Origin of the sequence: Vibrio sp. V10_P2A27P122, assembly GCF_963874335.1 — a bacterium.
Classification (GTDB): domain Bacteria; phylum Pseudomonadota; class Gammaproteobacteria; order Enterobacterales; family Vibrionaceae; genus Vibrio; species Vibrio anguillarum.
In genome coordinates this window covers 1-24,338 of sequence record NZ_CAWNHY010000022.1, presented here as the reverse complement: position 1 = coordinate 24,338, position 24,338 = coordinate 1, and the positions used below count along the sequence as shown (strand labels likewise).

Annotated in this window: 28 protein-coding genes; 17 read left to right on the top strand and 11 right to left on the bottom strand. The window is 45.8% G+C overall.

Annotated elements, in window-relative coordinates; all coding sequences use genetic code 11:
* Positions 1-268: 268 nt before the first annotated feature.
* The 6 genes from cytR (at position 269) to rraA (ending at position 5,613) form a co-directional block, all read left to right on the top strand.
* Entirely contained in the window at positions 269-1,276 is a 1,008-nt protein-coding gene (gene cytR, locus AACQ17_RS01555; RefSeq protein ID WP_017043195.1) for a DNA-binding transcriptional regulator CytR, read from the top strand.
* A gap of 102 nt (positions 1,277-1,378) precedes the next feature.
* Positions 1,379-1,921 carry an SPOR domain-containing protein gene (locus tag AACQ17_RS01550; RefSeq protein WP_013855850.1) on the top strand — a complete coding sequence of 181 codons (543 nt, stop codon included), beginning with the start codon at positions 1,379-1,381 and terminating at the stop codon, positions 1,919-1,921.
* A 120-nt stretch (positions 1,922-2,041) separates the two neighbouring features.
* Positions 2,042-2,608: an ATP-dependent protease subunit HslV gene (gene hslV / locus AACQ17_RS01545; RefSeq protein WP_010317615.1), complete on the top strand. Its 567-nt coding sequence runs from the start codon at positions 2,042-2,044 to the stop codon at positions 2,606-2,608.
* A 35-nt stretch (positions 2,609-2,643) separates the two neighbouring features.
* The gene (gene hslU / locus AACQ17_RS01540) at positions 2,644-3,975 is read left to right on the top strand and encodes an HslU--HslV peptidase ATPase subunit (RefSeq protein ID WP_013855851.1); all 1,332 of its coding nucleotides are present in this window, start codon (positions 2,644-2,646) and stop codon (positions 3,973-3,975) included.
* Positions 3,976-4,097: 122 nt separating this feature from the next.
* Complete coding sequence (locus tag AACQ17_RS01535) at positions 4,098-5,015, top strand: 1,4-dihydroxy-2-naphthoate polyprenyltransferase (RefSeq protein ID WP_094147186.1); 918 nt, start codon at positions 4,098-4,100, stop codon at positions 5,013-5,015.
* A gap of 76 nt (positions 5,016-5,091) precedes the next feature.
* Positions 5,092-5,613 carry a ribonuclease E activity regulator RraA gene (gene rraA, locus AACQ17_RS01530; RefSeq protein WP_026027418.1) on the top strand — a complete coding sequence of 174 codons (522 nt, stop codon included), beginning with the start codon at positions 5,092-5,094 and terminating at the stop codon, positions 5,611-5,613.
* Positions 5,614-5,718: 105 nt separating this feature from the next.
* Here the strand turns inward: rraA and AACQ17_RS01525 are convergent, their stop codons facing one another.
* A complete protein-coding gene (locus AACQ17_RS01525; protein ID WP_094147185.1) occupies positions 5,719-7,056 on the bottom strand; it encodes an MATE family efflux transporter in 1,338 nt (445 codons plus the stop codon).
* A 147-nt stretch (positions 7,057-7,203) separates the two neighbouring features.
* Positions 7,204-7,977 carry a triose-phosphate isomerase gene (tpiA, locus tag AACQ17_RS01520; protein ID WP_094147184.1) on the bottom strand — a complete coding sequence of 258 codons (774 nt, stop codon included), beginning with the start codon at positions 7,975-7,977 and terminating at the stop codon, positions 7,204-7,206.
* A 292-nt stretch (positions 7,978-8,269) separates the two neighbouring features.
* Here tpiA and AACQ17_RS01515 point away from each other — a divergent pair, with 292 nt between their 5' ends.
* Both AACQ17_RS01515 and AACQ17_RS01510 read left to right on the top strand, forming a co-directional pair.
* Entirely contained in the window at positions 8,270-8,617 is a 348-nt protein-coding gene (locus AACQ17_RS01515) for a 5-carboxymethyl-2-hydroxymuconate Delta-isomerase (RefSeq protein ID WP_017043199.1), read from the top strand.
* A 17-nt stretch (positions 8,618-8,634) separates the two neighbouring features.
* Positions 8,635-9,060 carry a DUF805 domain-containing protein gene (locus AACQ17_RS01510; RefSeq protein ID WP_026027889.1) on the top strand — a complete coding sequence of 142 codons (426 nt, stop codon included), beginning with the start codon at positions 8,635-8,637 and terminating at the stop codon, positions 9,058-9,060.
* A 77-nt stretch (positions 9,061-9,137) separates the two neighbouring features.
* On the opposite strand, the gene AACQ17_RS01505 is transcribed toward AACQ17_RS01510, so the two are convergent.
* Complete coding sequence (locus AACQ17_RS01505; RefSeq protein WP_094147183.1) at positions 9,138-9,476, bottom strand: DUF3135 domain-containing protein; 339 nt, start codon at positions 9,474-9,476, stop codon at positions 9,138-9,140.
* A 116-nt stretch (positions 9,477-9,592) separates the two neighbouring features.
* Entirely contained in the window at positions 9,593-10,210 is a 618-nt protein-coding gene (locus tag AACQ17_RS01500; protein ID WP_094147182.1) for a helix-turn-helix transcriptional regulator, read from the bottom strand.
* 252 nt (positions 10,211-10,462) lie between these two features.
* On the opposite strand from AACQ17_RS01500, the gene AACQ17_RS01495 reads away from it, so the two are divergent.
* From AACQ17_RS01495 to AACQ17_RS01485, 3 genes are all read left to right on the top strand, one after another.
* Complete coding sequence (locus tag AACQ17_RS01495; protein ID WP_010317634.1) at positions 10,463-10,753, top strand: co-chaperone GroES; 291 nt, start codon at positions 10,463-10,465, stop codon at positions 10,751-10,753.
* 69 nt (positions 10,754-10,822) lie between these two features.
* Positions 10,823-12,457 (top strand): chaperonin GroEL, encoded by a 1,635-nt coding sequence (groL, locus tag AACQ17_RS01490; protein WP_013855861.1) that lies wholly within the window; start codon positions 10,823-10,825, stop codon positions 12,455-12,457.
* 191 nt (positions 12,458-12,648) lie between these two features.
* Complete coding sequence (locus AACQ17_RS01485) at positions 12,649-13,206, top strand: VC2662 family protein (RefSeq protein WP_026027420.1); 558 nt, start codon at positions 12,649-12,651, stop codon at positions 13,204-13,206.
* 49 nt (positions 13,207-13,255) lie between these two features.
* Here the strand turns inward: AACQ17_RS01485 and AACQ17_RS01480 are convergent, their stop codons facing one another.
* Both AACQ17_RS01480 and epmB read right to left on the bottom strand, forming a co-directional pair.
* Entirely contained in the window at positions 13,256-13,729 is a 474-nt protein-coding gene (locus AACQ17_RS01480; protein WP_013855863.1) for an MgtC/SapB family protein, read from the bottom strand.
* Between the two features lie 72 nt (positions 13,730-13,801).
* Positions 13,802-14,824 carry an EF-P beta-lysylation protein EpmB gene (epmB, locus tag AACQ17_RS01475; protein WP_094147181.1) on the bottom strand — a complete coding sequence of 341 codons (1,023 nt, stop codon included), beginning with the start codon at positions 14,822-14,824 and terminating at the stop codon, positions 13,802-13,804.
* Positions 14,825-14,857: 33 nt separating this feature from the next.
* Here epmB and efp point away from each other — a divergent pair, with 33 nt between their 5' ends.
* A complete protein-coding gene (gene efp, locus AACQ17_RS01470; RefSeq protein WP_017043203.1) occupies positions 14,858-15,424 on the top strand; it encodes an elongation factor P in 567 nt (188 codons plus the stop codon).
* Positions 15,425-15,548: 124 nt separating this feature from the next.
* Here efp and frdD read toward each other — a convergent pair whose 3' ends face one another.
* The 4 genes from frdD to frdA are packed head-to-tail and all read right to left on the bottom strand — an operon-like array spanning position 15,549 to position 18,897.
* Positions 15,549-15,926 (bottom strand): fumarate reductase subunit FrdD, encoded by a 378-nt coding sequence (frdD, locus tag AACQ17_RS01465; protein ID WP_010317640.1) that lies wholly within the window; start codon positions 15,924-15,926, stop codon positions 15,549-15,551.
* 12 nt (positions 15,927-15,938) lie between these two features.
* The gene (frdC, locus tag AACQ17_RS01460; RefSeq protein WP_017043204.1) at positions 15,939-16,322 is read right to left on the bottom strand and encodes a fumarate reductase subunit FrdC; all 384 of its coding nucleotides are present in this window, start codon (positions 16,320-16,322) and stop codon (positions 15,939-15,941) included.
* A gap of 2 nt (positions 16,323-16,324) precedes the next feature.
* Entirely contained in the window at positions 16,325-17,083 is a 759-nt protein-coding gene (locus AACQ17_RS01455) for a succinate dehydrogenase/fumarate reductase iron-sulfur subunit (RefSeq protein ID WP_013855867.1), read from the bottom strand.
* Positions 17,083-18,897: a fumarate reductase (quinol) flavoprotein subunit gene (frdA, locus tag AACQ17_RS01450; RefSeq protein ID WP_094147418.1), complete on the bottom strand. Its 1,815-nt coding sequence runs from the start codon at positions 18,895-18,897 to the stop codon at positions 17,083-17,085. Before frdA ends, AACQ17_RS01455 begins: the two co-directional genes overlap by 1 nt.
* A 244-nt stretch (positions 18,898-19,141) precedes the next feature.
* Here frdA and epmA point away from each other — a divergent pair, with 244 nt between their 5' ends.
* The 5 genes from epmA to cysE all read left to right on the top strand — a co-directional run bounded on the left by epmA (position 19,142) and on the right by cysE (position 23,490).
* On the top strand, positions 19,142-20,116 hold the full coding sequence (epmA, locus tag AACQ17_RS01445) for an elongation factor P--(R)-beta-lysine ligase (RefSeq protein ID WP_094147417.1): 975 nt from the start codon (positions 19,142-19,144) through the stop codon (positions 20,114-20,116).
* Between the two features lie 156 nt (positions 20,117-20,272).
* Entirely contained in the window at positions 20,273-20,707 is a 435-nt protein-coding gene (locus AACQ17_RS01440) for a rhodanese-like domain-containing protein (RefSeq protein ID WP_010317649.1), read from the top strand.
* A 167-nt stretch (positions 20,708-20,874) separates the two neighbouring features.
* Positions 20,875-21,342, top strand: a complete 468-nt coding sequence (gene secB, locus AACQ17_RS01435) for a protein-export chaperone SecB (protein WP_013855870.1) — start codon at positions 20,875-20,877, stop codon at positions 21,340-21,342.
* A 181-nt stretch (positions 21,343-21,523) separates the two neighbouring features.
* Positions 21,524-22,582, top strand: a complete 1,059-nt coding sequence (gpsA, locus tag AACQ17_RS01430) for an NAD(P)H-dependent glycerol-3-phosphate dehydrogenase (protein WP_013855871.1) — start codon at positions 21,524-21,526, stop codon at positions 22,580-22,582.
* Positions 22,583-22,668: 86 nt separating this feature from the next.
* Positions 22,669-23,490 carry a serine O-acetyltransferase gene (gene cysE, locus AACQ17_RS01425; protein ID WP_010317654.1) on the top strand — a complete coding sequence of 274 codons (822 nt, stop codon included), beginning with the start codon at positions 22,669-22,671 and terminating at the stop codon, positions 23,488-23,490.
* A gap of 62 nt (positions 23,491-23,552) precedes the next feature.
* Here the strand turns inward: cysE and AACQ17_RS01420 are convergent, their stop codons facing one another.
* Positions 23,553-24,092, bottom strand: a complete 540-nt coding sequence (locus AACQ17_RS01420; RefSeq protein ID WP_010317655.1) for a PadR family transcriptional regulator — start codon at positions 24,090-24,092, stop codon at positions 23,553-23,555.
* Between the last annotated feature and the right edge of the window lie 246 nt (positions 24,093-24,338).

Sequence of the window (24,338 nt, the reverse complement as noted above, 5' to 3'; positions counted from 1 at the left end):
ATTGAAGCAATCGAGTGCTAAAAAGGTTACTGTTATTTTTGTCAGCCTATTTAATCCTCTCTAATGTGAGTGGCTTCACGCTTATTATGTAAAATTTGTTAATCTGACCGTAACTTTCTGGGTGGAAATGAATAGACTATCACTCATATATCCGCTGTGAATAACAGCTCAGCGTTCAAAATGGATAACCAGATTTTACAACCGGATTTTATAAACATAACAACGGGTGATTTCAGCCCAGTAACAACTTTTAAAGAGGTTAATTTCTATGGCGACAATGAAGGATGTTGCCCAGCTTGCAGGTGTATCAACCGCCACGGTATCTAGGGCGTTGATGAACCCTGAAAAAGTATCATCTTCAACGCGAAAGCGTGTCGAAGATGCTGTTTTGGAAGCTGGTTACTCACCAAATTCTCTCGCTCGCAACTTACGCCGTAATGAATCTAAAACCATTGTCGCTATCGTGCCTGATATTTGTGACCCTTACTTCACAGAGATCATTCGTGGTATCGAAGATGCGGCGATGGAACATGGTTATTTAGTACTGTTGGGTGATAGTGGTCAGCAGAAAAAGCGAGAAAGTTCGTTAGTTAACCTCGTATTTACTAAGCAGGCCGATGGCATGTTGTTGCTGGGAACTGATTTGCCGTTTGATGTTAGTAAGCCGGAGCAAAAAAACCTGCCACCTATGGTTATGGCATGTGAATTTGCGCCAGAACTTGAGTTGCCGACGGTACATATTGATAACCTTACTTCAGCGTTTGAAGCGGTGAACTATTTGACGCAGCTCGGGCACAAACGCATCGCGCAAATATCGGGGCCAGCAGAGGCCACGCTGTGTAAGTTCCGCCATCAAGGTTATCAACAAGCTTTACGCCGCGCAGGAATTACCATGAACCCTAATTATTGCACTTATGGTGATTTTACTTTTGAAGCTGGGGCTAAAGCACTGCGCCAATTATTGGCGTTATCTGAGCCACCCACAGCCATTTTTAGTCATAATGACAGTATGGCTATCGGTGTCATTAAGGAAGCCAAAAAATTGGGTTTGCGCGTTCCACAAGATATTTCAGTGGTGGGATTTGATGATATTCAATTTGCGCTCTACTGCGATCCACCGTTAACGACCATCTCACAGCCGCGCTATGAGATAGGGCGTCAAGCGATGCTCATGATGCTCGATCTTCTTCGCGGTCAAGAGGTTGGCGCAGGTTCTCGACTATTAGAAACCAAGTTAGTGATTCGAGAAAGCGCAGCGCCTCCTCGCTTGAGCTAACCACATGCAGCGCATTTTTGATGCGCTGCAACTCTTTCAGCACTATTAAGTCGTTGGAAACTGCATTAACATTGGCACAAACCATCAACTTTTGAATTCTCTGTGGCTAATAAAGATTATGTAAGGCGCGGTCGTAGTCCGAAAAAGCCGACCCCGAAAAAAACAGCTCCACGTCGTAAACCTTGGCGTAGTGGCTTATTGGCACTGTTGCTCGTTTCCGGTTTTGGTTATGGGCTGTTCTTACTCAGCCGTGATCCTGAGCCGCCTCAAGCGGTTGTGGTTCCTACAAAACCAGTCGCAAAGCCTAAGCCAGAGAAAGTGATCCCACCGCCCCCAGAGGAAAAATGGGATTACGTGGATAGCTTGCCGAAACGTGAAGTAGAAGTGGTAGCCAAAGAACAGAAAGTGTCTGAAATCCCTTACATTATGCAGTGTGGGGCGTACAAAACTTCGGCACAAGCTGAAAGCCGTAAACTTGATATCGCGTTTCAGGGTTTAAAAAGTGAAATCCGAAAAACGGAAGGCAGCAGTTGGTATCGCGTGGTATTAGGGCCATACAAATATAAGCGTGATGCGCAGCGTGACGAGCATAAATTACAACGCGCTAAAATTGAGCCGTGCGCCATTTGGACTGAACCACAATAAGAGCGATCACTCACCGCATCCAATCGATTCGCGGTGAGTGTTTTTTGTGACTTGAAATCTTCCCCAACCATCCTCATATATTTGCTAACTCCATCGTGAAAACAAATAAGAGGTCCTGTCGTGACTACCATCGTCTCTGTACGTCGTAATAATAAAGTTGTCATCGCCGGTGACGGACAAGTATCGCTCGGTAATACAGTAATGAAAGGCAACGCGCGCAAGGTTCGCCGTCTGTACAATAATCAAGTCTTGGCAGGGTTTGCAGGTGGCACAGCCGATGCGTTTACCTTGTTTGAGCGCTTTGAAAGTAAGCTGCAAATGCATCAAGGTCATCTTACTAAGGCCGCGGTTGAGCTGGCAAAAGATTGGCGTAGTGACCGAGCACTGCGTAAGCTAGAAGCGATTTTAGCGGTGGCTGATGAAACTGCATCGCTCATTATTACGGGTAATGGTGACGTCGTTCAACCAGAAAACGACCTGATTGCTATCGGTTCGGGTGGTAATTTTGCCCAAGCTGCGGCGACCGCATTATTAGAAAATACCGATTTAGATGCACGTGAAATCGCTGAAAAAGCACTAAAAATTGCGGGCGACATTTGCGTGTTTACCAACCATTTCCACACTATCGAAGAACTAGAAATACCGGCGGAATTGCTACTGCAACAAACAGTGACCACCGAAAAATAAAGACAGTGTTAGGGTAAAGAATTAAGGAAAATCTGATGTCTGAAATGACTCCACGTGAAATTGTTCACGAATTAAATCGCCATATTATTGGTCAAGATAAAGCCAAACGTTCGGTGGCGATTGCGCTGCGTAACCGCTGGCGTCGCATGCAGCTCGAAGAGAGCTTGCGCGCCGAAGTAACGCCGAAAAACATTTTGATGATTGGTCCAACTGGGGTGGGAAAAACGGAAATTGCTCGTCGTCTCGCCAAGCTTGCCAACGCACCATTTATTAAAGTGGAAGCGACCAAATTTACCGAAGTGGGTTATGTTGGTAAAGAAGTGGAAACCATTATTCGCGATTTAACCGATGTCGCGGTAAAAATGACTCACCAGCAAGCGATGGAAAAAGTGCAATTTCGCGCGCAAGAGCAAGCAGAAGAGCGTATTTTAGATGCTTTATTGCCGCCAGCTCGTGATGCTTGGGGAGAGAATGAAAAGGGCGAAGAGAGCTCGAACACTCGCCAAATCTTCCGTAAAAAGTTGCGTGAAGGAAAGCTCGACGACAAAGAGATTGAAATCAATGTCGCTGTCCCTCAAATGGGGGTTGAAATTATGGCACCTCCAGGCATGGAAGAGATGACCAATCAGCTGCAAGGTTTGTTTCAGAACCTTGCAGGGGATACCAAGAAAAAACGCAAACTCAAAATCAAAGAGGCCTTCAAAGCTTTGACTGAGGAAGAAGCGGCAAAATTGGTCAATCAGGAAGAGCTGAAAGATCAAGCTATTTTTAATGTTGAAAATAACGGTATTGTCTTCATCGATGAGATTGACAAAATCTGTAAACGCGGCGAAAGCTCAGGTCCAGATGTATCGCGTGAAGGGGTGCAACGTGATTTGCTACCTTTGATTGAGGGCAGTACCGTCTCGACTAAGCACGGCATGGTTAAAACTGATCATATCCTTTTTATTACGTCGGGTGCATTCCAAGTGGCGAAGCCCTCTGATTTAATCCCCGAGTTGCAAGGCCGCTTGCCGATTCGCGTCGAACTTGAAGCATTATCGAGCCATGACTTTAAACGTATTTTGACTGAGCCGAAAGCCTCTCTGACCGAGCAGTATATTGCGCTGATGAAGACAGAAGAGGTGCACATTGAATTCACTGAAGATGGCATCACTCAAATTGCGGAAGCCGCGTGGAAAGTGAATGAAACCACGGAAAATATCGGCGCACGTCGCCTGCATACCGTGATGGAGCGTTTGATGGATGAAATCTCATTTGATGCAACAGAAAAGCCTGGCTCCTCAATGATTATCGATGCCGCCTATGTCAAGCAGCGCCTAGGTGAGTTAGTCGAGAATGAAGATTTGAGCCGCTTTATTCTTTAGCGGGTCGAATGGTCAGTACACTGTTTGTAGCCCGTCCAAAGTGACGGGCTTTTTATTGCCGTGTTATACTCGCCAGCAGAACAGTATATACTGACCCCTTTTTTGAACGGCAGTGACCTTGCATGAAGAATTCGCTCCATATCTGGCTTGATGCGGCCAGGCCTAAAACGCTCCCTCTCGCGCTAGTTTCTATTTTAACGGGCAGCGCGTTAGCTTTCTCATCGGGCCATTTTTCGTTGCCAGTAGCGCTGCTTGCTCTGCTTACCGCAACTTTATTACAAATTTTATCTAACCTTGCAAATGATTATGGTGATGCGGTCAAGGGCACGGATAATGAGGCTCGCTTAGGGCCAATCAGAGCGATTCAGTCCGGTGCGGTGACGCTCGATGATATGAAGCAAGCGATGCTGATTAACATCACATTGACGATTATCTCGGGTTTGGTGTTGATTTTTTATGCACTGGATAGTGTGCAAAGTATTCTGGCTTTTGTCGGGCTGGGCGTGCTCGCTATTGTGGCCGCGATTGCTTACACGGTCGGTAACAAACCCTACGGCTATGTCGGCTTAGGTGATTTATCCGTATTCATTTTCTTTGGTTTACTTGGGGTGTCTGGAACCTATTTCTTGCATACCGGCCATGTGGAACCGAGCCTGTTCTTACCCGCGTTAGGCTGTGGCTTATTGGCGGTCGCTGTGCTCAATGTCAACAATATGCGTGATATTGAAAATGATGCAGTTTGCGGAAAAAAAACCGTTGCCGTACGTCTTGGGCAAACGCGCGCCAAGCAATATCACTTTATGCTATTGGCGGGTGCGGTGGTCGCTTTTGCTTGGTATTTAGTGATGCAAAGCAGCCCAACGTGGATAAGTTTGCCCTTTTTGTTGAGCATTGTGGTAGTGGTAAAACACAGTAAAGCGGTGTGGGTGAGTGATCAACCTGCGCAGATAGCACCTATGATGCCCGCTATCGTCAAATGTTCACTGATCACCAACTTGTTGTTTGTTGGAATTGTTATAGCTCAAACTCTGACGAGTTAATTGTCGCTTGTCATTGCAATGACTTAATGACCCTATATACTCGGTGAAGATAATTTTCGGCAAGAGAAGAACCATTATGGAATACAACACCTCTGCGTTATGTGATATTTATCTCGACCAAGTCGATGTGGTGGAGCCAATGTTTAGTAACTTTGGTGGAAGCGCATCCTTTGCTGGCCAGCTTACGACGATTAAATGTTTTGAAGATAATGGCTTAATCCGTGAAGTATTAGAGCAAGATGGGCTAGGACGGGTGCTGTTAATTGATGGTGGTGGTTCACTGCGCCGTGCGCTGATTGATGCAGAATTGGCCGCTCTTGCTGAAGAAAATGAGTGGGAAGGCATCGTTGTTTACGGTTGTGTCCGTGAAGTGGATGAACTCGAAGAGATGAGCATCGGCATTCAAGCGCTCGCCTCTATTCCTGTTGGAGCATCCAATCAAGGTATCGGTGAAGTGGATGTGCCTGTCAATTTTGGTGGCGTCACTTTCCTACCTGAAGATTATTTGTACGCTGATAATACGGGTATTATTTTATCTCCTGAGCCTTTAAATGTGGATATGGACTTAGATGATGACCTTGACGAGATTGAAGAGTAGTTTCTCGCGCTGAAAGGCGATGTTTCTAAGTGATAAAGCCAGCATGAATGCTGGCTTTTTTATATTTAGTTCACCACGACGTACTCAACCAGATAAATGGTAGCATTAGCGAAACAGGTAAGTTCGTTTTAGACGCAGGGCGTAGTAATAACCCAGCAGCCCACCTAAGGTATTGCCTGCGGCAATCCCGATAAACAGCCCTTCGACATCATAGAGATACGAACCTAACCACGCGGCAGGAAGAGTGAACACAAATAGCCGCATCACGCTCCACTGAAAGGCGCGCATGGGTTGATGCAATGCATTCAATCCAGAGACAAGCATCATCACAATGCCTTGAAAGCCATAGCTCAGTGGCACCACCAGCAAATAGTGCCACAATAGATCGCGCACCGAGGGCTCTTGAGAAAATAGGGCTGACAAAGGGATGCTCAGCGGTACCATCATCGCAAAAATCATCAATTGAAATACGATAGAAAAACGCATGCTGAGGAACAAGCCAGCAAAGCTACGCTCAATATTTTTTGCGCCGATGTTTTGTGCCATAAAGGGAGTCAGTGCTGAGGTTAGTGACATCAAGACCAAAATGAGTATCGACTCAATACGCTGCGCGGCGCCGTAAGCGGCCACGGCAGCCGTGCCATGGCTTGCCAGCATTATCATTAATAGCGCGCCAGAGAGTGGATTCATTGCATTGGAGAGTGCCGCTGGTGTGCCCACTTTTAAGATCTGCTGCCAATCATGCCATAAAGTAGGAAAATACGGCCATGCCAATAATTTTTCTCTTTTGATTAATACATATAGCGATCCGCACAGTGCGCCTAACCAACTGAATGCACTGGCAATAGCAGCACCTTGGATTCCTAATTCAGGGAAAGGGCCATAACCAAAAATCAGCAGCGGATCGAGCAGACCGTTAATACAACCTGCGAGCATCATAATTTTAGCCGGCGTTTTAGTATCACCCGTTGCTCGAATTGCGCTGTTACCAGCCATGGGAATAACGAGCAAAGGAATGGTCAAATACCAAACCTGCATGTATTGCTCAATCAAAGGGATTAAATCGTCAGTGGCACCAAGCAGTAGGAAGAGTGGCTTAATGGTCAGTAAACTCAGAATTGAAGCGAATGTCACCAGCACCACAGCCAGCAACACGCCGTGACTAGAAAAACGCGCCGCATTTTTAGCGTCACCTTGACCGAGTAAGCGGCCAATACTCGTCGAAAGTCCAATACCAATTCCCATGGTGATGCAGTTGACCGCAAAGGTGACGGGAAAGGTAAAACTGATGGCGGCAAGAGATTCGGTGCCCAACAGTGAGATAAAAAAGGTGTCGACCAAGTTAAACATCAAAATCGCGATCAAACCAAAAATCATTGGGATCGTCATTTGAGTGAGCACATTTGGAATTGGGGCGGTTAATAGGCCGTGTTTATCGTGCATTACTGGCAACGTAGGTTAAGCAAAACGTTAGGATACTTGATTCTGGCGATCGCGACTATAGCTGCTGGGATGGGAAGTGTGACGCGAGTGAAGAAACAAAAAAGGCCAGCAAATGCTGACCTTCTTAACGATAATTAGTGTGAATAATTACGCTTTTTTCGCTTCAGCTGCTGCTTTTGCGATAGCTGCAAAGCTTTTCGCATCAAGTGCTGCGCCGCCAACTAGAGCACCATCAATGTCTGGTTGTGCGAAGTAAGCTGCTGCATTTTCAGGTTTTACAGAACCGCCGTATTGGATAACGACATTCTTCGCTACTGCTTCTGATTTTGCAGCAATGTGCGCGCGAATGGCAGCGTGAATACGTTGAGCATCATCTGCTGTTGCTGCTTTACCTGTGCCGATCGCCCAGATTGGTTCGTAAGCGATGATCGCGCCTTCTAGCGCTTCAACACCTTGAGTGCTGATCACAGCGTCAAGTTGACGTGCACATACGGCTACTGTTTCGCCAGCTTCGTTTTGTGCTTCAGATTCACCGATACAAAGTACTGGTGTTAGGCCATTTTCTTTTAGGAATGCAAATTTTTGCGCCACAAATTCATCGGATTCGTTGTGGTATTCACGACGCTCAGAGTGACCAATGATGATGTGTGTTGCACCGAATTCTTTCAGCATTGCTGGAGACATATCGCCAGTGAATGCGCCACTGTTGTGTACGTCGCTGTTTTGGGCACCCAGAATGATCGCGCTACCCGCATCGGTCAGAGTGCGCTCTGCTAGGTCAATAAAAAGTGCAGGTGGAGCAACGGCTACGTCAACACCCGTTACGCCTTCAAGCTCTGCATTCAGACCATTTAGCAGCTCAACAACCATCTCTTTGCTGCCGTTTAGTTTCCAGTTACCCATAACTACAGGATGACGCATAGGAATATCTCCATTATCTATCAAAGTTAAAATGAATGAATGTCAAAAATAAACGTGATTGCGAAAGAATATAACAGATAAAATCGGTCAGATCATGATTCGAGTCATGACTTTATGGGATCTTAAGCAATGCGTGATACCCCTTATCAGTGATCAGATAGACAGAATAGCCGATAATGGCTCGGATTTTACGAGATTAATTGCTATTAGTGGCTGTTAAAAGAAAAGCTAGTGATACCAATAAGGCTCACCAGTGTTGAAATTTGATCATGAATGAAGAAAAGGAATTCGTATGCCCAACCTTGTTATGGAATACTCGAACTCTGTGGATGAACGTGTGAATGTTCAAGGGTTATTGGAAGATCTTCACCAAGTCGCACTTCGCTGCGGATTATTTGACGCTGACTCAGTGAAATCACGGGCGCTACGCTGCCACCATTGGTGTATTGGTGAAGAAGGCGACAGTGTTGATTTTATTCACCTCAGCTTTGATTTGCTGTCAGGGCGGACACCTGAACAAAAAAGAGAGTTGTCACGTCAATTAATGGCGGTATTGCAACAGCAAGCTAGTCAAGTCAGGAGTCTGACCGTGAATGTGCGTGATATGGATAAAGATTGCTTCCAAAAGGTTGTAAATTAACCATTTTAGGTAACAAAATGTCGATTAAAGAACTGCTATTTTCATTTCAAGGACGCATCGGGCGCAAAGTATTTTGGATGTGGAATCTCTGTTATTACGCGTCCATTATGGGCTTCGCACTCGCTGCAAACCAAATATTTCCTGCCTATACGCACCTGATCTTGCCGCTGTTTTTGCTAGTGGTGTTACTGCCTGATTTGGCCATCACGGTAAAACGTTGGCATGACAGAGATAAGTCTGCTTGGTGGTTATTGCTTAATGTCCCCTTGGTGATTGGCCGTATGAGTATGCCTTTTGCTAGTGCCGAGATTGCCACTCAAGCCAGTATGACAGAGTCATTGGTATCGCTGGTCGCACTGGTTTGTGGCTCATGGATTTTAGTCGAATGTGGTTTTATGAAGGGAACGCAAAGCCGCAACCGCTACGGACCTGAACCTGAGTAAACTTGATAGAAAACAAATTGATAAAACAACAGGAGGCCAATGCCTCCTGTTGTTTTAAAAAGCTTCAAATAGCGAGGTTAACGCCAGTCGCTGTGGCGCGGCACAAATGGAATGATGGTCGCGCTCGGTTGAGTGCGCGCCGATTCGCTATCTAAGGCATTTCTAAATTTCATCATCTGTTCGCCGAGCTCACGCATCAGCATAACATTAGCATGGACAGGGTTTTTGCATTGGCTCACCACCAAGTCAATGTGACTTTGCTGAGCCCATAACCTGTCTTGCATGTTGTTGGAAGAGGAGAGGATCATCTCTTCACAGATATCTTTTTTCAGTTGCGTAAAGGCATCTGGATTATGTTTGGCAAGTTCAACCAACTCATCAAAAGAAGGTAAGGCCTGTTTTTGAGGGGGCTCCATATCTTTCTCCTTTACACTATTTCTCTGTTGATTATTTTATCAACACAATGAAAGCATAACCGATCAATAAGGTAGGAGTTGGAACGAAATCGCCATTTCTTACTAATGAGACGATCTTAGCGTGGTGTGATTTGATAACGGCAGCGACGCTCACCCATAATGATGTGTTCGCTCCGCTCAACTACATATTGCTCACCGATCAACGTTTGGAAAATATTAAGTTCAGATTGGCACAGATTAGGGCAGCGTGCCGCAGCTTTACAGATAGGGCAATGGTTCTCAATTAAAGTGTAACCGTTCGCTGATGGTATGAGCTCTGCCATATAGCCTTCTTGCTCACGAAGCGTCACTAGCTTAGCTAGTTTTTCTTCTAAACTGTGGCAATCAATTAATGCTTGTTGATACTGTGCTAATGTGTGAGCTTCACGCTCTGCCGCCACTTTGGCTAGTCCTTCTTTACCAAAAAGGTGCTCAACAGCATCAATCACTTGGATGATCAACTCGCCATGCCGATCAGCAAATTGGTCGTGGCCTTGTTGTGTCAAAGACCAGTGTCGAGTAGGGCGTCCGACTTTTACTTTGACATCATGAAACGCCACAATGCCATCATCTTCCAAACTTTGTAGGTGCTGGCGAGCCCCCATGGTGGTAATACCTAGGTCGTCGGCCAGTCGTTTAGCGGTTACCGCTCCATCGCGTTTGATGGTTTGAAGTATTCGGTCAATGGTTTTCATCGCATTCCTCTGTTTGCCTTATCTATTATGAAGAAGCAGCTTAATAAAGCAAATTATTGACTATACAGGATGAGCCGCTAGTAACTTTTGTCAGCACAGAACCAAGATTCGCTATCAATTCGTTAAATAGATCACAAAATTTTCGCTTTCCCCCCTTGGGATCCCTTGCTTGCTCCCCCACATATCACTCACGAGCTGAGTAATCAGCCTTTTCATAAACCTAACGGAAAATCTAATCAGGAGAGACGACCGATGAACATTCGTCCATTACACGACCGAGTTATCGTTGAACGCCAAGAAGTTGAATCTAAATCTGCTGGTGGCATTGTTCTAACAGGTTCCGCTGCAGAGAAATCGACTCGTGGCGTCATCTTAGCAGTAGGCAAAGGCCGAATCCTTGAAAATGGTTCGGTACAACCGCTGGATGTCAAAGTAGGTGATACGGTTATTTTTGCAGAAAGCTACGGTACTAAAACGGAAAAGATCGACGGTAAAGAAGTGCTCATTATGTCTGAAAACGACATCATGGCGATTGTCGAGTAAGCATTGAGTAATTTTTGCTCTGATTCAAAAACGATTGATTAAAACAGAATTTAGAAAAGGAAATTAAAGATGGCTGCTAAAGACGTTAAATTTGGTAACGATGCACGTATTAAAATGCTAGAAGGCGTTAATATTCTAGCCGATGCAGTAAAAGTCACCCTTGGCCCTAAAGGCCGTAACGTTGTGATAGATAAATCGTTTGGTTCACCTATTATCACCAAAGATGGTGTCACTGTTGCGCGTGAAATTGAACTGGAAGACAAATTCCAGAACATGGGTGCACAAATGGTGAAAGAAGTTGCTTCTCAAGCTAACGATGCAGCGGGTGACGGAACGACAACCGCAACGGTATTAGCGCAAGCGATCATCACTGAAGGCTTGAAAGCTGTAGCAGCGGGTATGAACCCAATGGATCTTAAGCGTGGCATCGACAAAGCTGTCGTGGCGGCGGTTGAAGCGTTGAAAGAGCTTTCAGTACCTTGTTCAGACACTAAAGCGATTGCGCAAGTGGGTACTATTTCTGCAAACTCGGATTCAAGCGTGGGTAACATCATTGCTGAAGCGATGGAAAAAGTGGGCCGAGATGGCGTTATCACTGTTGAAGAAGGCCAAGCACTGCAAGATGAACTCGATGTAGTGGAAGGTATGCAGTTTGATCGTGGTTACCTATCTCCTTACTTCATTAATAACCAAGAAGCGGGCAGTGTTGATCTAGATAGCCCATTCATCCTATTGGTTGATAAGAAAATTTCTAACATTCGCGAACTGCTTCCTGCACTTGAAGCGGTAGCAAAAGCTTCTCGTCCACTACTGATTGTGGCGGAAGATGTTGAAGGTGAAGCATTGGCGACGCTAGTTGTGAACAATATGCGTGGTATTGTAAAAGTTGCTGCCGTGAAAGCACCTGGTTTTGGTGATCGCCGTAAAGCGATGCTACAAGACATTGCTACCCTAACGGGCGGTACTGTGATTTCTGAAGAGATCGGTCTTGAGCTTGAAAAAGTGACCTTGGAAGATCTAGGCCAAGCGAAGCGCATCTCTATCACTAAAGAAAACACCACCATCATTGATGGTGCAGGTGAAGAGCAAGCCATTAAAGGTCGCGTTGCACAAATTCGTCAACAAATTGAAGACGCAACTTCAGATTACGACAAAGAAAAACTACAAGAACGCGTGGCCAAACTGGCAGGTGGCGTTGCAGTGATCAAAGTCGGTGCAACCACTGAAGTTGAAATGAAAGAGAAGAAAGATCGTGTAGAAGATGCACTGCATGCAACTCGCGCAGCCGTTGAAGAAGGCGTGGTTGCGGGTGGTGGTGTTGCACTGATCCGTGCGGCTGCTAAAGTTGCGGGCCTTGAAGGTGACAACGAAGAGCAAAACGTAGGTATTCGTGTTGCACTACGTGCGATGGAAGCACCCATTCGTCAAATCGTGAAAAACGCGGGCGAAGAGGATTCTGTTGTAGCTAACAATGTTCGCGCTGGTGAAGGTAACTATGGTTACAACGCTGCGACGGGTGAATATGGCGATATGATCGACATGGGTATTTTGGATCCAACCAAAGTGACTCGTAGTGCGCTACAGTTCGCAGCTTCAGTCGCGGGCCTCATGATCACCACAGAAGCTATGGTGACTGAGCTACCGAAGAAAGAAGCGGCAATGCCTGATATGGGCGGCATGGGCGGTATGGGAGGGATGATGTAATCATCCTCTCTCAATAAGAAACCGGAGCTTGCCTCCGGTTTTTTTTTCGCATAATTAGCTCAATCCTGACGTTTGAGTGATCCGACTCTTCTAGACTTCGTCTCTTCACTGATCACAATTTGGTGATGATGTGAGTGAAATAGCGTGAACAAACCAAATATTAACGGTTTCATTGGTCAATGGAGATCTTTATGAAAAAAGTACTTTCAGCACTAGCCGTAGTGGCTGCGTTATCTTCTTCTGTTGCGATGGCTGGCACTCCAGTTATGTTTTCTTCCATCAATAACTTCAATGCGCCGGATGAAAATGCGGTATCAGGCGTTCGTGTTGCGGCTCTTTACGGTAAAGTGAATGAGGTTAAAGGCTTAGATCTCGCCGTTGTTGGATTATCTGAAACTGACTCTACGACGGGTGTAAATTTAGGTCTTTTAGGGGCATCGAAAGTCAATCAAGAGATGACTGGTGCTTCACTCGGTTTGTTAAACTGGAATACAGGGCAAACCGTGGGTGCTAACGTGGGTGTAGTGAATCTGACCAACAATGTACAAGGTGCTAACGTCAGTCTAGTGAACTACTCTGAAGGTAATACCATGGTTGATGTTGGTGCAGCAAACTTCTCTGATACATCGAAAGTGCAAGTGGGTTTGTTCAACAAAACCACAAAAATTGAAGGTGTTCAGGTTGGTCTAATTAACTGTGCGGATAACGGTTTCTTTAAGTGTTTTCCTATCATCAACTTTGCTAAATAGCCGATGAATTGAAATCGAAAGAGCAGCATCAAGCTGCTCTTTTTTCACCTTATGTACGACGACGAAAGCGTTGATGAACACCACGGCGCAAACTTTGAAAGCTATTTTCTACCTTATCCACGCCATACAACACACACAATGCTAATACCGTGATAATGATGGATTGCTGTAAGTAACCAAGACCGATCATCAATCCCAGTGATGCCAGTACCCAAATAACAGCGGCTGAGGTGACGCCATGGATTTTCCCATCTTGAGTCATCATCACGCCTGCGCCTAAAAAACCAACCCCAGTAATAATTTGTCCAAGCACGCGAGCTTGGTCTAAGGTGTTAGGGGACAGTGATACGGCCATCGCTAGAAAGAGATAAGTCCCTGAGATAATTAATATTGATGTGCGAATGCCCACCGGTTTACCACGGGTTTGGCGTTCAACGCCAATCAGTAACCCATTGATAGCACAGCACAATAATGCAGACCAACTGAATGGACTAAGATCAAGAAATTGTCCGAGAGATTGCATGATGGTTTTCCCAAAAGTATGAAGGTAAGAGTTCGTTGATTGACACCGAACCGCTCTTTTGAAGTTCTGTAATTACTCAAGATGCAGATCGAGTGGCGTTTTACTGGCTCTGCCACCGATTTCTCGAGTTAGCTTAGCAACAAGATAGCCCGAGACTCGCTCAATGACACCTGCCATTATTTCTTTTGCTTTTTGATCACTAACAAAAAAGTGCGCTGCGCCTTGCACTTTATCCAGCACATGCAAGTAATAAGGCAAAATTCCTGCATCAAATAACGTTTCGCTGAGTGCGACTTGCGCGTCAACGCTATCATTAACACCTTTTAACAATACACTTTGGTTGAGTAAGGTAACATTGATGGCGCGCAGACGACTCATCTGCTGTTTGAATTCTAGATTGATTTCATTGGCATGGTTAATGTGCGTCACCAAAATGACTTGTAAGCGGGTTTCACGCAGCAGATCACACAATGCATCGGTGATTCGAGCGGGGATCACCACGGGTAAGCGCGAGTGAATACGCAATCGTTTAATATGAGGCACGCTGCTGATTGCATCGATGAGCCAACGCAGTTCTTCATCTTTCGCCATTAACGGATCACCGCCCGATAAAATGACCTCGTTGAGTTCAGGATGCGCGGCAATATAGTCGACACTTTGCTGCCACACCTGCTTTGAGCCTTTATTCTCTTGGTAGGGGAAATGACGACGAAAGCAGTAACGGCAGTTAATCGCACAACCACCTTTGACTATCATTAGCACTCGGTTGCGGTATTTATGCAGCAATCCCGGAATGGCATTGTTTTGCTCATCAAGCGGATCATTTGAGTACCCATCATGCCATTCAAACTCTTCATTGAGTGGTAAAACTTGACGCAACAGGGGATCGTAAGGGTTTCCTTTTTCCATGCGATCGACAAAACTTTGTGGCACTCGTAGTGCGAAGAGTTTGCGTGCGGCAAACCCGTTTTGCCAAAGGGCAGGATCAATCTCTAACTGCTGGAGAAGCTCGGCAGGGTTTGAGATCGCATTCGTTAATTGTTGAAGCCAGTTTTGCTCAACAGAATCAAGTTTTCGGGTTATTATATGCGGCATTGAATTTAACTCGAAGAATGGTAAGAGGAAAAAATGGCTACTGTTAGCACGAATGAATTTAAAGGCGGTCTCAAAATTATGCTTGATAATGAGCCTTGTGTCATTCTCGAAAATGAATATGTGAAACCAGGTAAAGGCCAAGCCTTCAACCGTGTCAAAATCCGTAAACTTCTTTCTGGCAAAGTGTTGGAAAAAACATTTAAGTCAGGTGATTCAGTAGAAACGGCTGACGTAATGGATATCGATCTTGATTATCTCTATAACGATGGCGAATTCTACCACTTTATGAATAATGAAACATTCGAGCAAATTGCGGCGGATAATAAAGCGGTGGGTGAAAGCGCAAAATGGCTAGTGGAAAACAACACTTGCATGTTGACGCTTTGGAACGGCAACCCAATTGCGGTAACGCCACCAAACTTTGTTGAACTTGAAGTGGCTGAAACTGATCCAGGCTTGAAAGGTGATACGCAAGGTACGGGTGGTAAACCTGCTACGTTGGTCACAGGTGCTGTGGTACGTGTGCCACTGTTCATCTCTATCGGTGAAGTGATCAAAGTGGATACCCGCTCTGGCGAATACGTAGGTCGAGTCAAATAATCACCTTAAAGTAAGTAAGAAGGTCGCTCGGTAAGCGGCCTTTTTTATTGCTCCAAAGCTGAGTGAGTGCCGTAATAAAAAAGAGCTGCCGAGGCAGCTCTTTGATGTCATCACTTTTCTATTTTTAAATCATAAAGATAAAAACGACAGCGAGCGCGGAAATCAGCCCAGCAAACGCATAACAAGCGATTTTACCCACTAAACCGGTGTGGAATTTTAGGTCATGCATACCGTGGTGAACACGGTGCATGGCATGCCACATCGGTAAGGCTAATGTACCAATGATAAACAGTGCGCCGATGATGCTAGTCGCAAAACTCGAAACGCGTTCATAACTCATTGCTTCAGCATCGATAATGCCTAATGGTGCTAAAATACCCAACACGAGAATGGTGATCGGGGTAATCATCGCAAACCATGTTCCACCGGCACCAAACAGCCCCCACCAGATAGGTTCATCAGAACGTTTTGGCGTGCGATTTACCTTATAATTGTTGTTCATGACTATAAGCTCCTACACCACGATGAGAACAATCAGTGAGATAAACGCAACCGCAGCCCACTGAGTTAATACGATGATTTTCTTGTCGATTAGCTTACCTTTCAAGCGGATTGGCATCACTTGCGGCATCATGCTAAAGAAGGTTTGTGCATGCAGCAAACTCCCCGCCAACGCGACGATATTGATTGCGACCACAATTGGGTTTGCCATAAAGCTTAGCCAGCCTTCCCATGCTTCAGGGCCTTTAACCAAGCAGCCCAAGCCAAAGGTAAGGAATAAGGTAAAGAATATCAGTGGCAGTACCGTTGCTTCACGCAACATGTAGAAGCGGTAGAATGGGTGATCTTTCCACCAAGTGCGTGTCATTTCACGAACGTAAGGTTTACGGTTACTCATCCTTATCCCTCCACTTTCTTTGGTGAACCGTCAGGTTTTAGCATGGCAATCACGAAGTCCATTGAAGATTCAACTTTGCCTTGGTTGACGGCTGCCGCTGGGTCAACGTGTTTTGGACACACTTCAGAGCAGTAACCAACAAAGGTACAACCCCAAGCACCGTTATCACCATTGATAAGCTTCATACGCTCGGCTTTACCATGGTCACGGCTATCTAAGTTGTAGCGGTGAGCAAGGGTTAATGCTGCGGGGCCAATAAACTCAGGGTTCAAACCAAACTGAGGGCAGGCCGCGTAGCAAAGACCGCAGTTAATACAACCAGCAAATTGTTTGTATTTGGCCATTTGCTCTGGCGTTTGTAAGTTGGTGCCATCTTCAGGTTTGCGATCGTTGCCAATGATGTAGGGTTTAATGGCTTCAAGACGCTCGATAAACGAAGTCATATCCACGATCAAATCTTTTTCAATTGGAAAGTTGGCTAAAGGTTCAATTTTCACGCCATTAGGGTAATCGCGCAGGAAGCTTTTACAAGCCAATTTAGGTACGCCATTAACCATCACACCACACGAACCGCAGATCGCCATACGGCAAGACCAGCGATAAGAGAGATCCTTATCGAGGTTATCTTTGATGTAGCCAATTGCGTCGAGCACTGACATGGTGTCATCAAAAGGAACTTCAAACGCTTGCAGGTGTGGCTTAGCATCTTTTTCTGGGTCGTAGCGCAAAATGTCTACTTTTTGAATGCGATTTGCTGACATTATTTTTGCTCCTCTGCGCTTTTCTCTTCTGCCGCTTTTTCCGCAGCGGCAGCCTGTTCTGCCGCTTCACCATAGAGACGAGCTTTCGGCTGAGATTTCGTGATCTTAACCGCGCTGTAGTCGATACTTGGAGCGGCATCAGGTTGATAGAAAGCTAAAGAGTGCTTGAGGTAGTTCACATCATCACGCTCAGTACAACCTTCGTCTAAACGCTGATGCGCACCGCGAGATTCTTTACGCAAGATAGCTGAGTGAACCATAGCTTCAGCCACTTCAAGGCCATAACCGACTTCGATAGCGTACAGAAGGTCGGTGTTGAACACTTTGCCTTTATCTTTAATGCTAATGTTCTTGTAGCGTGCTTTTAGCTCGGTGATTTTATCAATCGCCGCTTGCATTAAATCTTCTTGGCGGTAGATACCACAACCCGCTTCCATGGTGTGACCCATCTCAGTGCGAATGGTGGCCCAGTTTTCATCACCTTCTTGGTTCATTAACGCTGCAATACGCTCTTCTACGGCTTTGACTTGTTTGGCGATAGATTCATCGTTCCAACCTTTGAATTCCGCTGCGCGTTTCACTGCACTTTCACCCGCAACGCGGCCAAAGACCACAAATTCAGCTAACGAGTTAGAACCCAAACGGTTTGCACCATGCAAGCCAACCGAGGCACATTCGCCGACAGCAAACAGACCTTTGATGCGCGTTTCACATTGTCCATCCGTTTCGATACCACCCATGGTGTAGTGTACGGTTGGACGAATTGGGATCGGCTCTTTTGCTGGATCAACGTTGACGTAAGCTTTCGCTAGTTCACAGATGAACGGCAAACGCTCTTGTAAGTACTCTTCACCGAGGTGGCGAAGATCAAGCAGCACCACATCACCAAGCGGATGTTTGATGGTGTTGCCTTTCTGTTGTTCATGCCAGAAAGCTTGAGAAACTTTGTCGCGAGGACCGAGTTCCATGTATTTGTTTTTAGGCTGACCCACCGGAGTTTCTGGGCCCATACCGTAATCTTGCAGATAACGATAGCCATTTTTATTGACGATGATACCACCTTCACCGCGGCAGCCTTCCGTCATCAAAATACCCGTGCCAGGTAGGCCAGTTGGGTGGTATTGAACGAACTCCATATCGCGTAGAGGGACGCCATGACGATAAGCCATCGCCATACCATCGCCAGTTACAATGCCGCCGTTGGTGTTGCAGTGGTACACACGGCCCGCGCCACCAGTGGCTAATACCACAGATTTTGCTTTGATGGTTACTAGCTCACCTTCGGACATATGAATCGCGATAAGCCCTTGAACTTCGCCATCTTCAACAAGTAGATCCACCACGAAATACTCATCAAATCGATTGATTTGTGGGTACTTCATTGAAGTTTGGAAGAGGGTGTGCAGCATGTGGAAGCCTGTTTTGTCAGCCGCAAACCAAGTACGCTCGACTTTCATGCCACCAAAACGGCGTACGTTGACTTCGCCATTTTCTTTACGGCTCCATGGGCAACCCCACTGTTCCATTTGCACCATCTCGCGGGTCGAGTTGGCCACAAAATATTCAACAACATCCTGTTCACATAGCCAATCTCCACCACCAACGGTATCGTTGAAGTGGTTGTCAAGGCTATCTTCTTCCTTGATAACTGCTGCTGAGCCTCCTTCCGCTGCAACCGTATGAGATCGCATAGGATAAACTTTAGAAATCAGAGCAACTTCTAAATCAGGGTTTGCTTCAGCGGCTGCAATTGCAGTGCGAAGACCAGCGCCGCCTGCGCCGATGACTGCGATATCTGTGGTGATAATTTGCACAGTTATCCTCCGGTGTGTGATGCGGAAAATCCGCTTGTTATAGTTAAAGGTTCGTAAGCCTTAAGTGGTACGGGTAGTGTAGAAGAGCTGTGTAAGGAAAAAATTGATTCTGTTAGGTTTTTGCTTCGGAAGTGCAAGCGCGAGCATACTTATTTTTCTTTGTGTGATAATAATCACGTTAGAATTTGGAATTGCGCTTTAAGTCAGTAAAATTCATATCATCCAAACTTATGTGTGCCAGAACATGAATAGAAAAAACTGGATGCCAACCGCATCAATACCACAACTCAAACAGCGTGCTCAGTTACTCAAGCAGATCCGCCATTTCTTTGAACTACGAGATGTATTGGAAGTCGATACACCAGCCATGAGTCATGCCACGGTAACCGACATTCATTTGCAAACCTTCCAAACCCAATTTGTTGGCCCAGGGTATGCTGATGGCCGTCAACTTTATTTAATGACCAGCCCAGAGTTTCATATGAAACGACTTTTGGCGGCGGGGAGTGGTTCGATTTATCAGATCAATAAAGCGTTTCGCAACGAGGAAAATGGCCGCTATCACAACCCAGAATTTACGATGTTAGAGTGGTATCGGGTTGGTTTTACTCACCATGATTTAATGGATGAGATGGCTCAATTGCTGCAACTTATTTTGCAGTGTGGAGCGGCGCAGAAGATGAGCTACCAACAAGCATTTTTACAGGTACTTGGGGTTTGTCCGTTAGAAGGCTCAATGAACGAGTTAAAAGCGGCTGCGAGCCGATTAGGTCTAAGTGACATTGCTGAGCCAGAAGAGGATAGAGATACCTTACTGCAACTGCTATTTAGTGTCGGTGTTGAGGCGGAAATTGGTCAACAGGTACCCGTTTTTGTTTACGATTTTCCTGCATCACAAGCGGCACTAGCTAAGATTAACCCGCAAGATCATCGTGTTGCGGATCGCTTTGAGGTCTATTTCAAAGGGATTGAACTTGCGAATGGTTTTCATGAGCTGGACAACCCACAAGAGCAACTGGCTCGTTTTGAAGCGGATAACCAAAAGCGTAAAACGATGGGGCTGGTCGAACAGCCGATTGATTACCACTTGATAGCAGCGTTAGAGGCTGGCTTACCTGAATGTTCAGGAGTAGCGCTTGGTATTGATCGCTTGATTATGCTGGCGTTAGGCCAAGATCATATTGATAACGTGACGGCTTTTCCTTTTCCGATAGCTTAAGCTTTTAAGCTGATGTGGATTGCGCGCTTGTAGTGCGATGAGCGCGCTGAAAAACGGCAACAGTTTCTTATTATGCAATGTAAGCCCTCGCGTCTGGCTGACAACCTCGTTATACTCCTTGTCTGATTTTAAGCCCACATTGCAAGAGCACAGAATATGCAAGAGTACATCGAATTTTTCCAACACAATATGATTCTATCTTTGGCATGGGTAGGTATTCTCGTCGCCTTAATCATGAGCATCGTGAAATCAACCACGGCAGCCTATAAAGAGATCACCGCTTCACAAACGACGCTTTTAATGAATCGAGAAAACGGTGTTGTTGTCGATATCCGCACGAAAGATGAATTTAAAAAAGGCCATATTACCGATGCGGTTCACATTTTACCGTCAGATATTAAATCCGGTAACTTGGCTAGCCTTGAAAAGCACAAGTCTGACCCAATCATTGTGGTATGTAAAACGGGTCAAACCGCGCAAGAGAGTGCCAACCTGCTTGCTAAAGCTGGGTTTGAGAATGTGAATTTACTGAAAAATGGTCTTGTAGCTTGGAATGAAGCGAACTTGCCATTGGTTCGTGGCAATAAATAATTCACTGATCGCGGTTATCTTGAACTGAGTGTGCTGGCTGAAAAGCCAGCATTTGATGCTAAGAGTTGTGATGTTTTCCACGTAATCGTGAGCTCATCTAGTCATTCGAAATCAGCTCGGTTAGTCTAAAAGCAACACTGAATTTGTAAGTATTTAAGGATTTAATCATGGCTGAAGCCGCACAACAAACAGCACAACAAAATTTCGCAATTCAACGTATCTTTCTAAAAGATGTCTCTTTTGAAGCGCCAAACTCACCTGTTATGTTCCAAAAAGAGTGGAATCCAGATGTGAAGTTGGATCTTGACACTCAAAGTCGTGATCTGGGTGAGGGTGTGTATGAAGTCGTATTACGCCTAACGGTGACAGTGAAAAACGCGGAAGAAATCGCGTTCTTATGCGAAGTGCAACAAGGTGGTATTTTTACTGCTGAAAAAATGGAAGCGGGTCAACTTGCTCATTGTTTAGGTGCATTCTGCCCAAACATTCTGTTCCCATATGCACGTGAAACAATTTCTAGCTTAGTTGTTAAAGGGACATTCCCACAACTTAACCTTGCACCAGTGAACTTTGATGCATTGTTTATGAACTACCTACAACAACAAGCGACTCAAGGCGAGCAAGCAGAAGCTTAATCGTTAATGACGTGAGATCATTAACGTTGGCGTTCCACGTCAGACTTTGATGATAAAAAATGCACAAAGCATCCCAGATAATGATGGTGCGTTGTGCATTTTTTGTTTATTTCGAATGCCAATACCTCCGTTCCTTGCTACTCCGTATTGAAAGCTGTATCGGAAGGAATTTAGGTATAACATGACAACACGAATAGCAATGGACGAAACAATGACAGATCCTAACAGTATTTACGGTAAAGCGATCACCATGACAGTAGTTGGTGCGGGTTCTTACGGCACATCTCTGGCGATTTCTTTAGCACGTAACGGTGCTAATGTTGTCCTTTGGGGACACGATGCTAAGCATATGGCTCGTCTTGACGCTGATCGTGCTAACCAAGAATTTTTACCCGGTATTGATTTTCCCGATTCGCTGATTGTGGAAACCGATTTGAAAAAAGCGGTACAAGCGAGCCGCGATTTGTTGGTTGTAGTTCCGAGCCACGTATTTGGCCTTGTTATGAAGAGTTTAAAGCCTCACTTGCGTGATGATTCCCGTATTTGTTGGGCAACCAAAGGGCTTGAACCTGAAACGGGCCGGTTACTGATGGATGTGGCCTATGACACCATTGGCGAGCGCTATTCATTGGCGGTGTTATCTGGGCCGACTTTTGCTAAAGAGCTGGCGATGGGAATGCCTACCGCAATTTCTGTTGCCTCGCCTGACGCGCAGTTTGTCGAAGATCTGCAAGGCAAAATTCACTGCAGCAAAACTTTCCGCGTTTACGCCAATAGTGATTTTATTGGCATGCAGCTAGGTGGTGCGGTGAAAAACGTGATTGCGATTGGCGCTGGCATGTCCGATGGGATTGGCTTTGGTGCGAATGCGCGTACTGCATTGATTACGCGCGGTCTGGCCGAAATGTGCCGTTTGGGTGCAGCGTTAGGTGCTCAGCCAGAAACTTTTATGGGTATGGCCGGATTGGGTGACTTAGTGCTCACTTGTACCGATAACCAATCACGTAACCGTCGCTTTGGTTTGGCGTTGGGACAAGGGAAAGACGTGGATACGGCGCAGCAAGAAATTGGCCAAGTGGTTGAAGGTTATCGCAACACCAAAGAGGTGTGGTTATTAGCGGCGCGCATGGAGGTTGAAATGCCAATAGTTGATCAAATCTATCAAGTGCTGTATCAAGGAAAAGATGCGCGTGTTGCAGCACAAGATTTGCTGGCTCGTGATAAAAAAGCAGAACGCTAATTCATTGCTCATGATTAGGCACAAAGCCTATTAGCAATCTACATTGACGCTCTAGAGATTGGATGAGGAAGGGTGATCAACCAACGATGAAACATTGCGAAAAACTCAAAGTGTGGCAAGCCATAGTCAAAGAGGCGCGCGAGCAGTCAGAACAAGAACCGATGCTGGCAAGTTTTTATCATGCCACTATTATTAAGCATGATAGTTTAAGCTCGGCCTTGAGCTACATTCTTGCCAATAAGCTGAATACGGCCTCAATGCCAGCGATGGCGGTGCGTGAAGTGGTCGAAGAGGCATTTGCCGCAGACCCCAGCATTATGGAAGCGGCGGCGTGTGACATCTGCGCGACTGTCAATCGCGACCCCGCAGTATCTATGTTTTCAATGCCTCTACTTTATCTCAAGGGCTACCATGCCTTACAAGGCTATCGCGTCGCGAACTGGTTATGGAAGCAAGGTCGAGTGGCGTTGGCTACCTATTTTCAAAACCAAATTTCGGTAGCTTGCCAAGTGGACATCCATCCTGCTGCACGTATTGGCCGCGGTATCATGCTTGACCATGCTACGGGCATTGTGATCGGTGAAACCGCAGTGGTGGAGAATGATGTCTCTATTTTACAAGATGTAACGCTAGGTGGAACGGGTAAAGAGTGCGGCGATCGCCACCCGAAAATTCGTGAAGGCGTGATGATTGGCGCGGGTGCCAAAATTCTCGGTAATATTGAAGTGGGCGAAGGGGCGAAAATTGGTTCTTGTTCGGTGGTATTGCAAGCGGTGCCTCCGCACACTACCGTCGCTGGAGTGCCAGCCAAAATTGTCGGTCGTCCGCAAACCGATAAGCCTTCGTTAGATATGGACCAACAATTTAATGGCCGCTCTCAAAGTTTCATTGCCGGTGATGGTATTTGATTTGGTCGCGGAAAACAAAAAGGGTGATGCTCACAGAGCATCACCCTTTTTTATGGTTGGCATTAAGCCATTGCATCGAGTTCAGCAAGCACTTCTTCAGCCCAATCAACCCACGCTTGGCGAACCAGTAGGTTGCGGCGTAGTGTTAGACGCTCAAGGCGCTGTAGCTTATCGAGGGTAGCTGGTGTTGCATAGTACGCAGACTCAATCTCTTTGTAGTGAGCAACCAGTTTTTTCGATTCTTCAACCAATTCACCCAGTTGAATTCGGTAAGGTGTTGCTGGTTGTACCGCGCAAGCGATCAATTTAGCGCTAAATTCATCACGTACGGTTGGGTGAGCTGTAGGTTGGTCAAACCATTCACCTAAAGCGCTGCGACCTGCATCGGTGATGGAGTAAACTTTACGATCTGGCTTGCCATCTTGCGGTTCTAATACACAAGTGACTAGGCCTTGTTGACCCATTTTATTCAGTTCGCGGTAAACTTGTTGGTGGCTGGCTTTCCAAAAATAGCCAATGCTCGAAGAGAACTCTTTTGTGATGTCGTACCCTGTGGCATCGCGAGTGCTCAAAACAGTGAGGATAACGTGTGGTAATGACATGTCTTTAATCCAAATGGTTAATAAACTCAAAAACAACTTGCTCAAACTCGTGTTGTGCTTCTGATGGCATCAATCATGAATGAGTTTTAGCAACACCCACCGTTCTATTGACGAAGTGGGTTGTGTCACCTTAAAAAGCCGTTTATCACCTAGGATTATATGCGTGACGCATATCGATCTGCGATTTGTTATGTTTGTATGCTACCGCAGAGGAGCAGTAGTATATCTAAATAATAAGCATAAAGT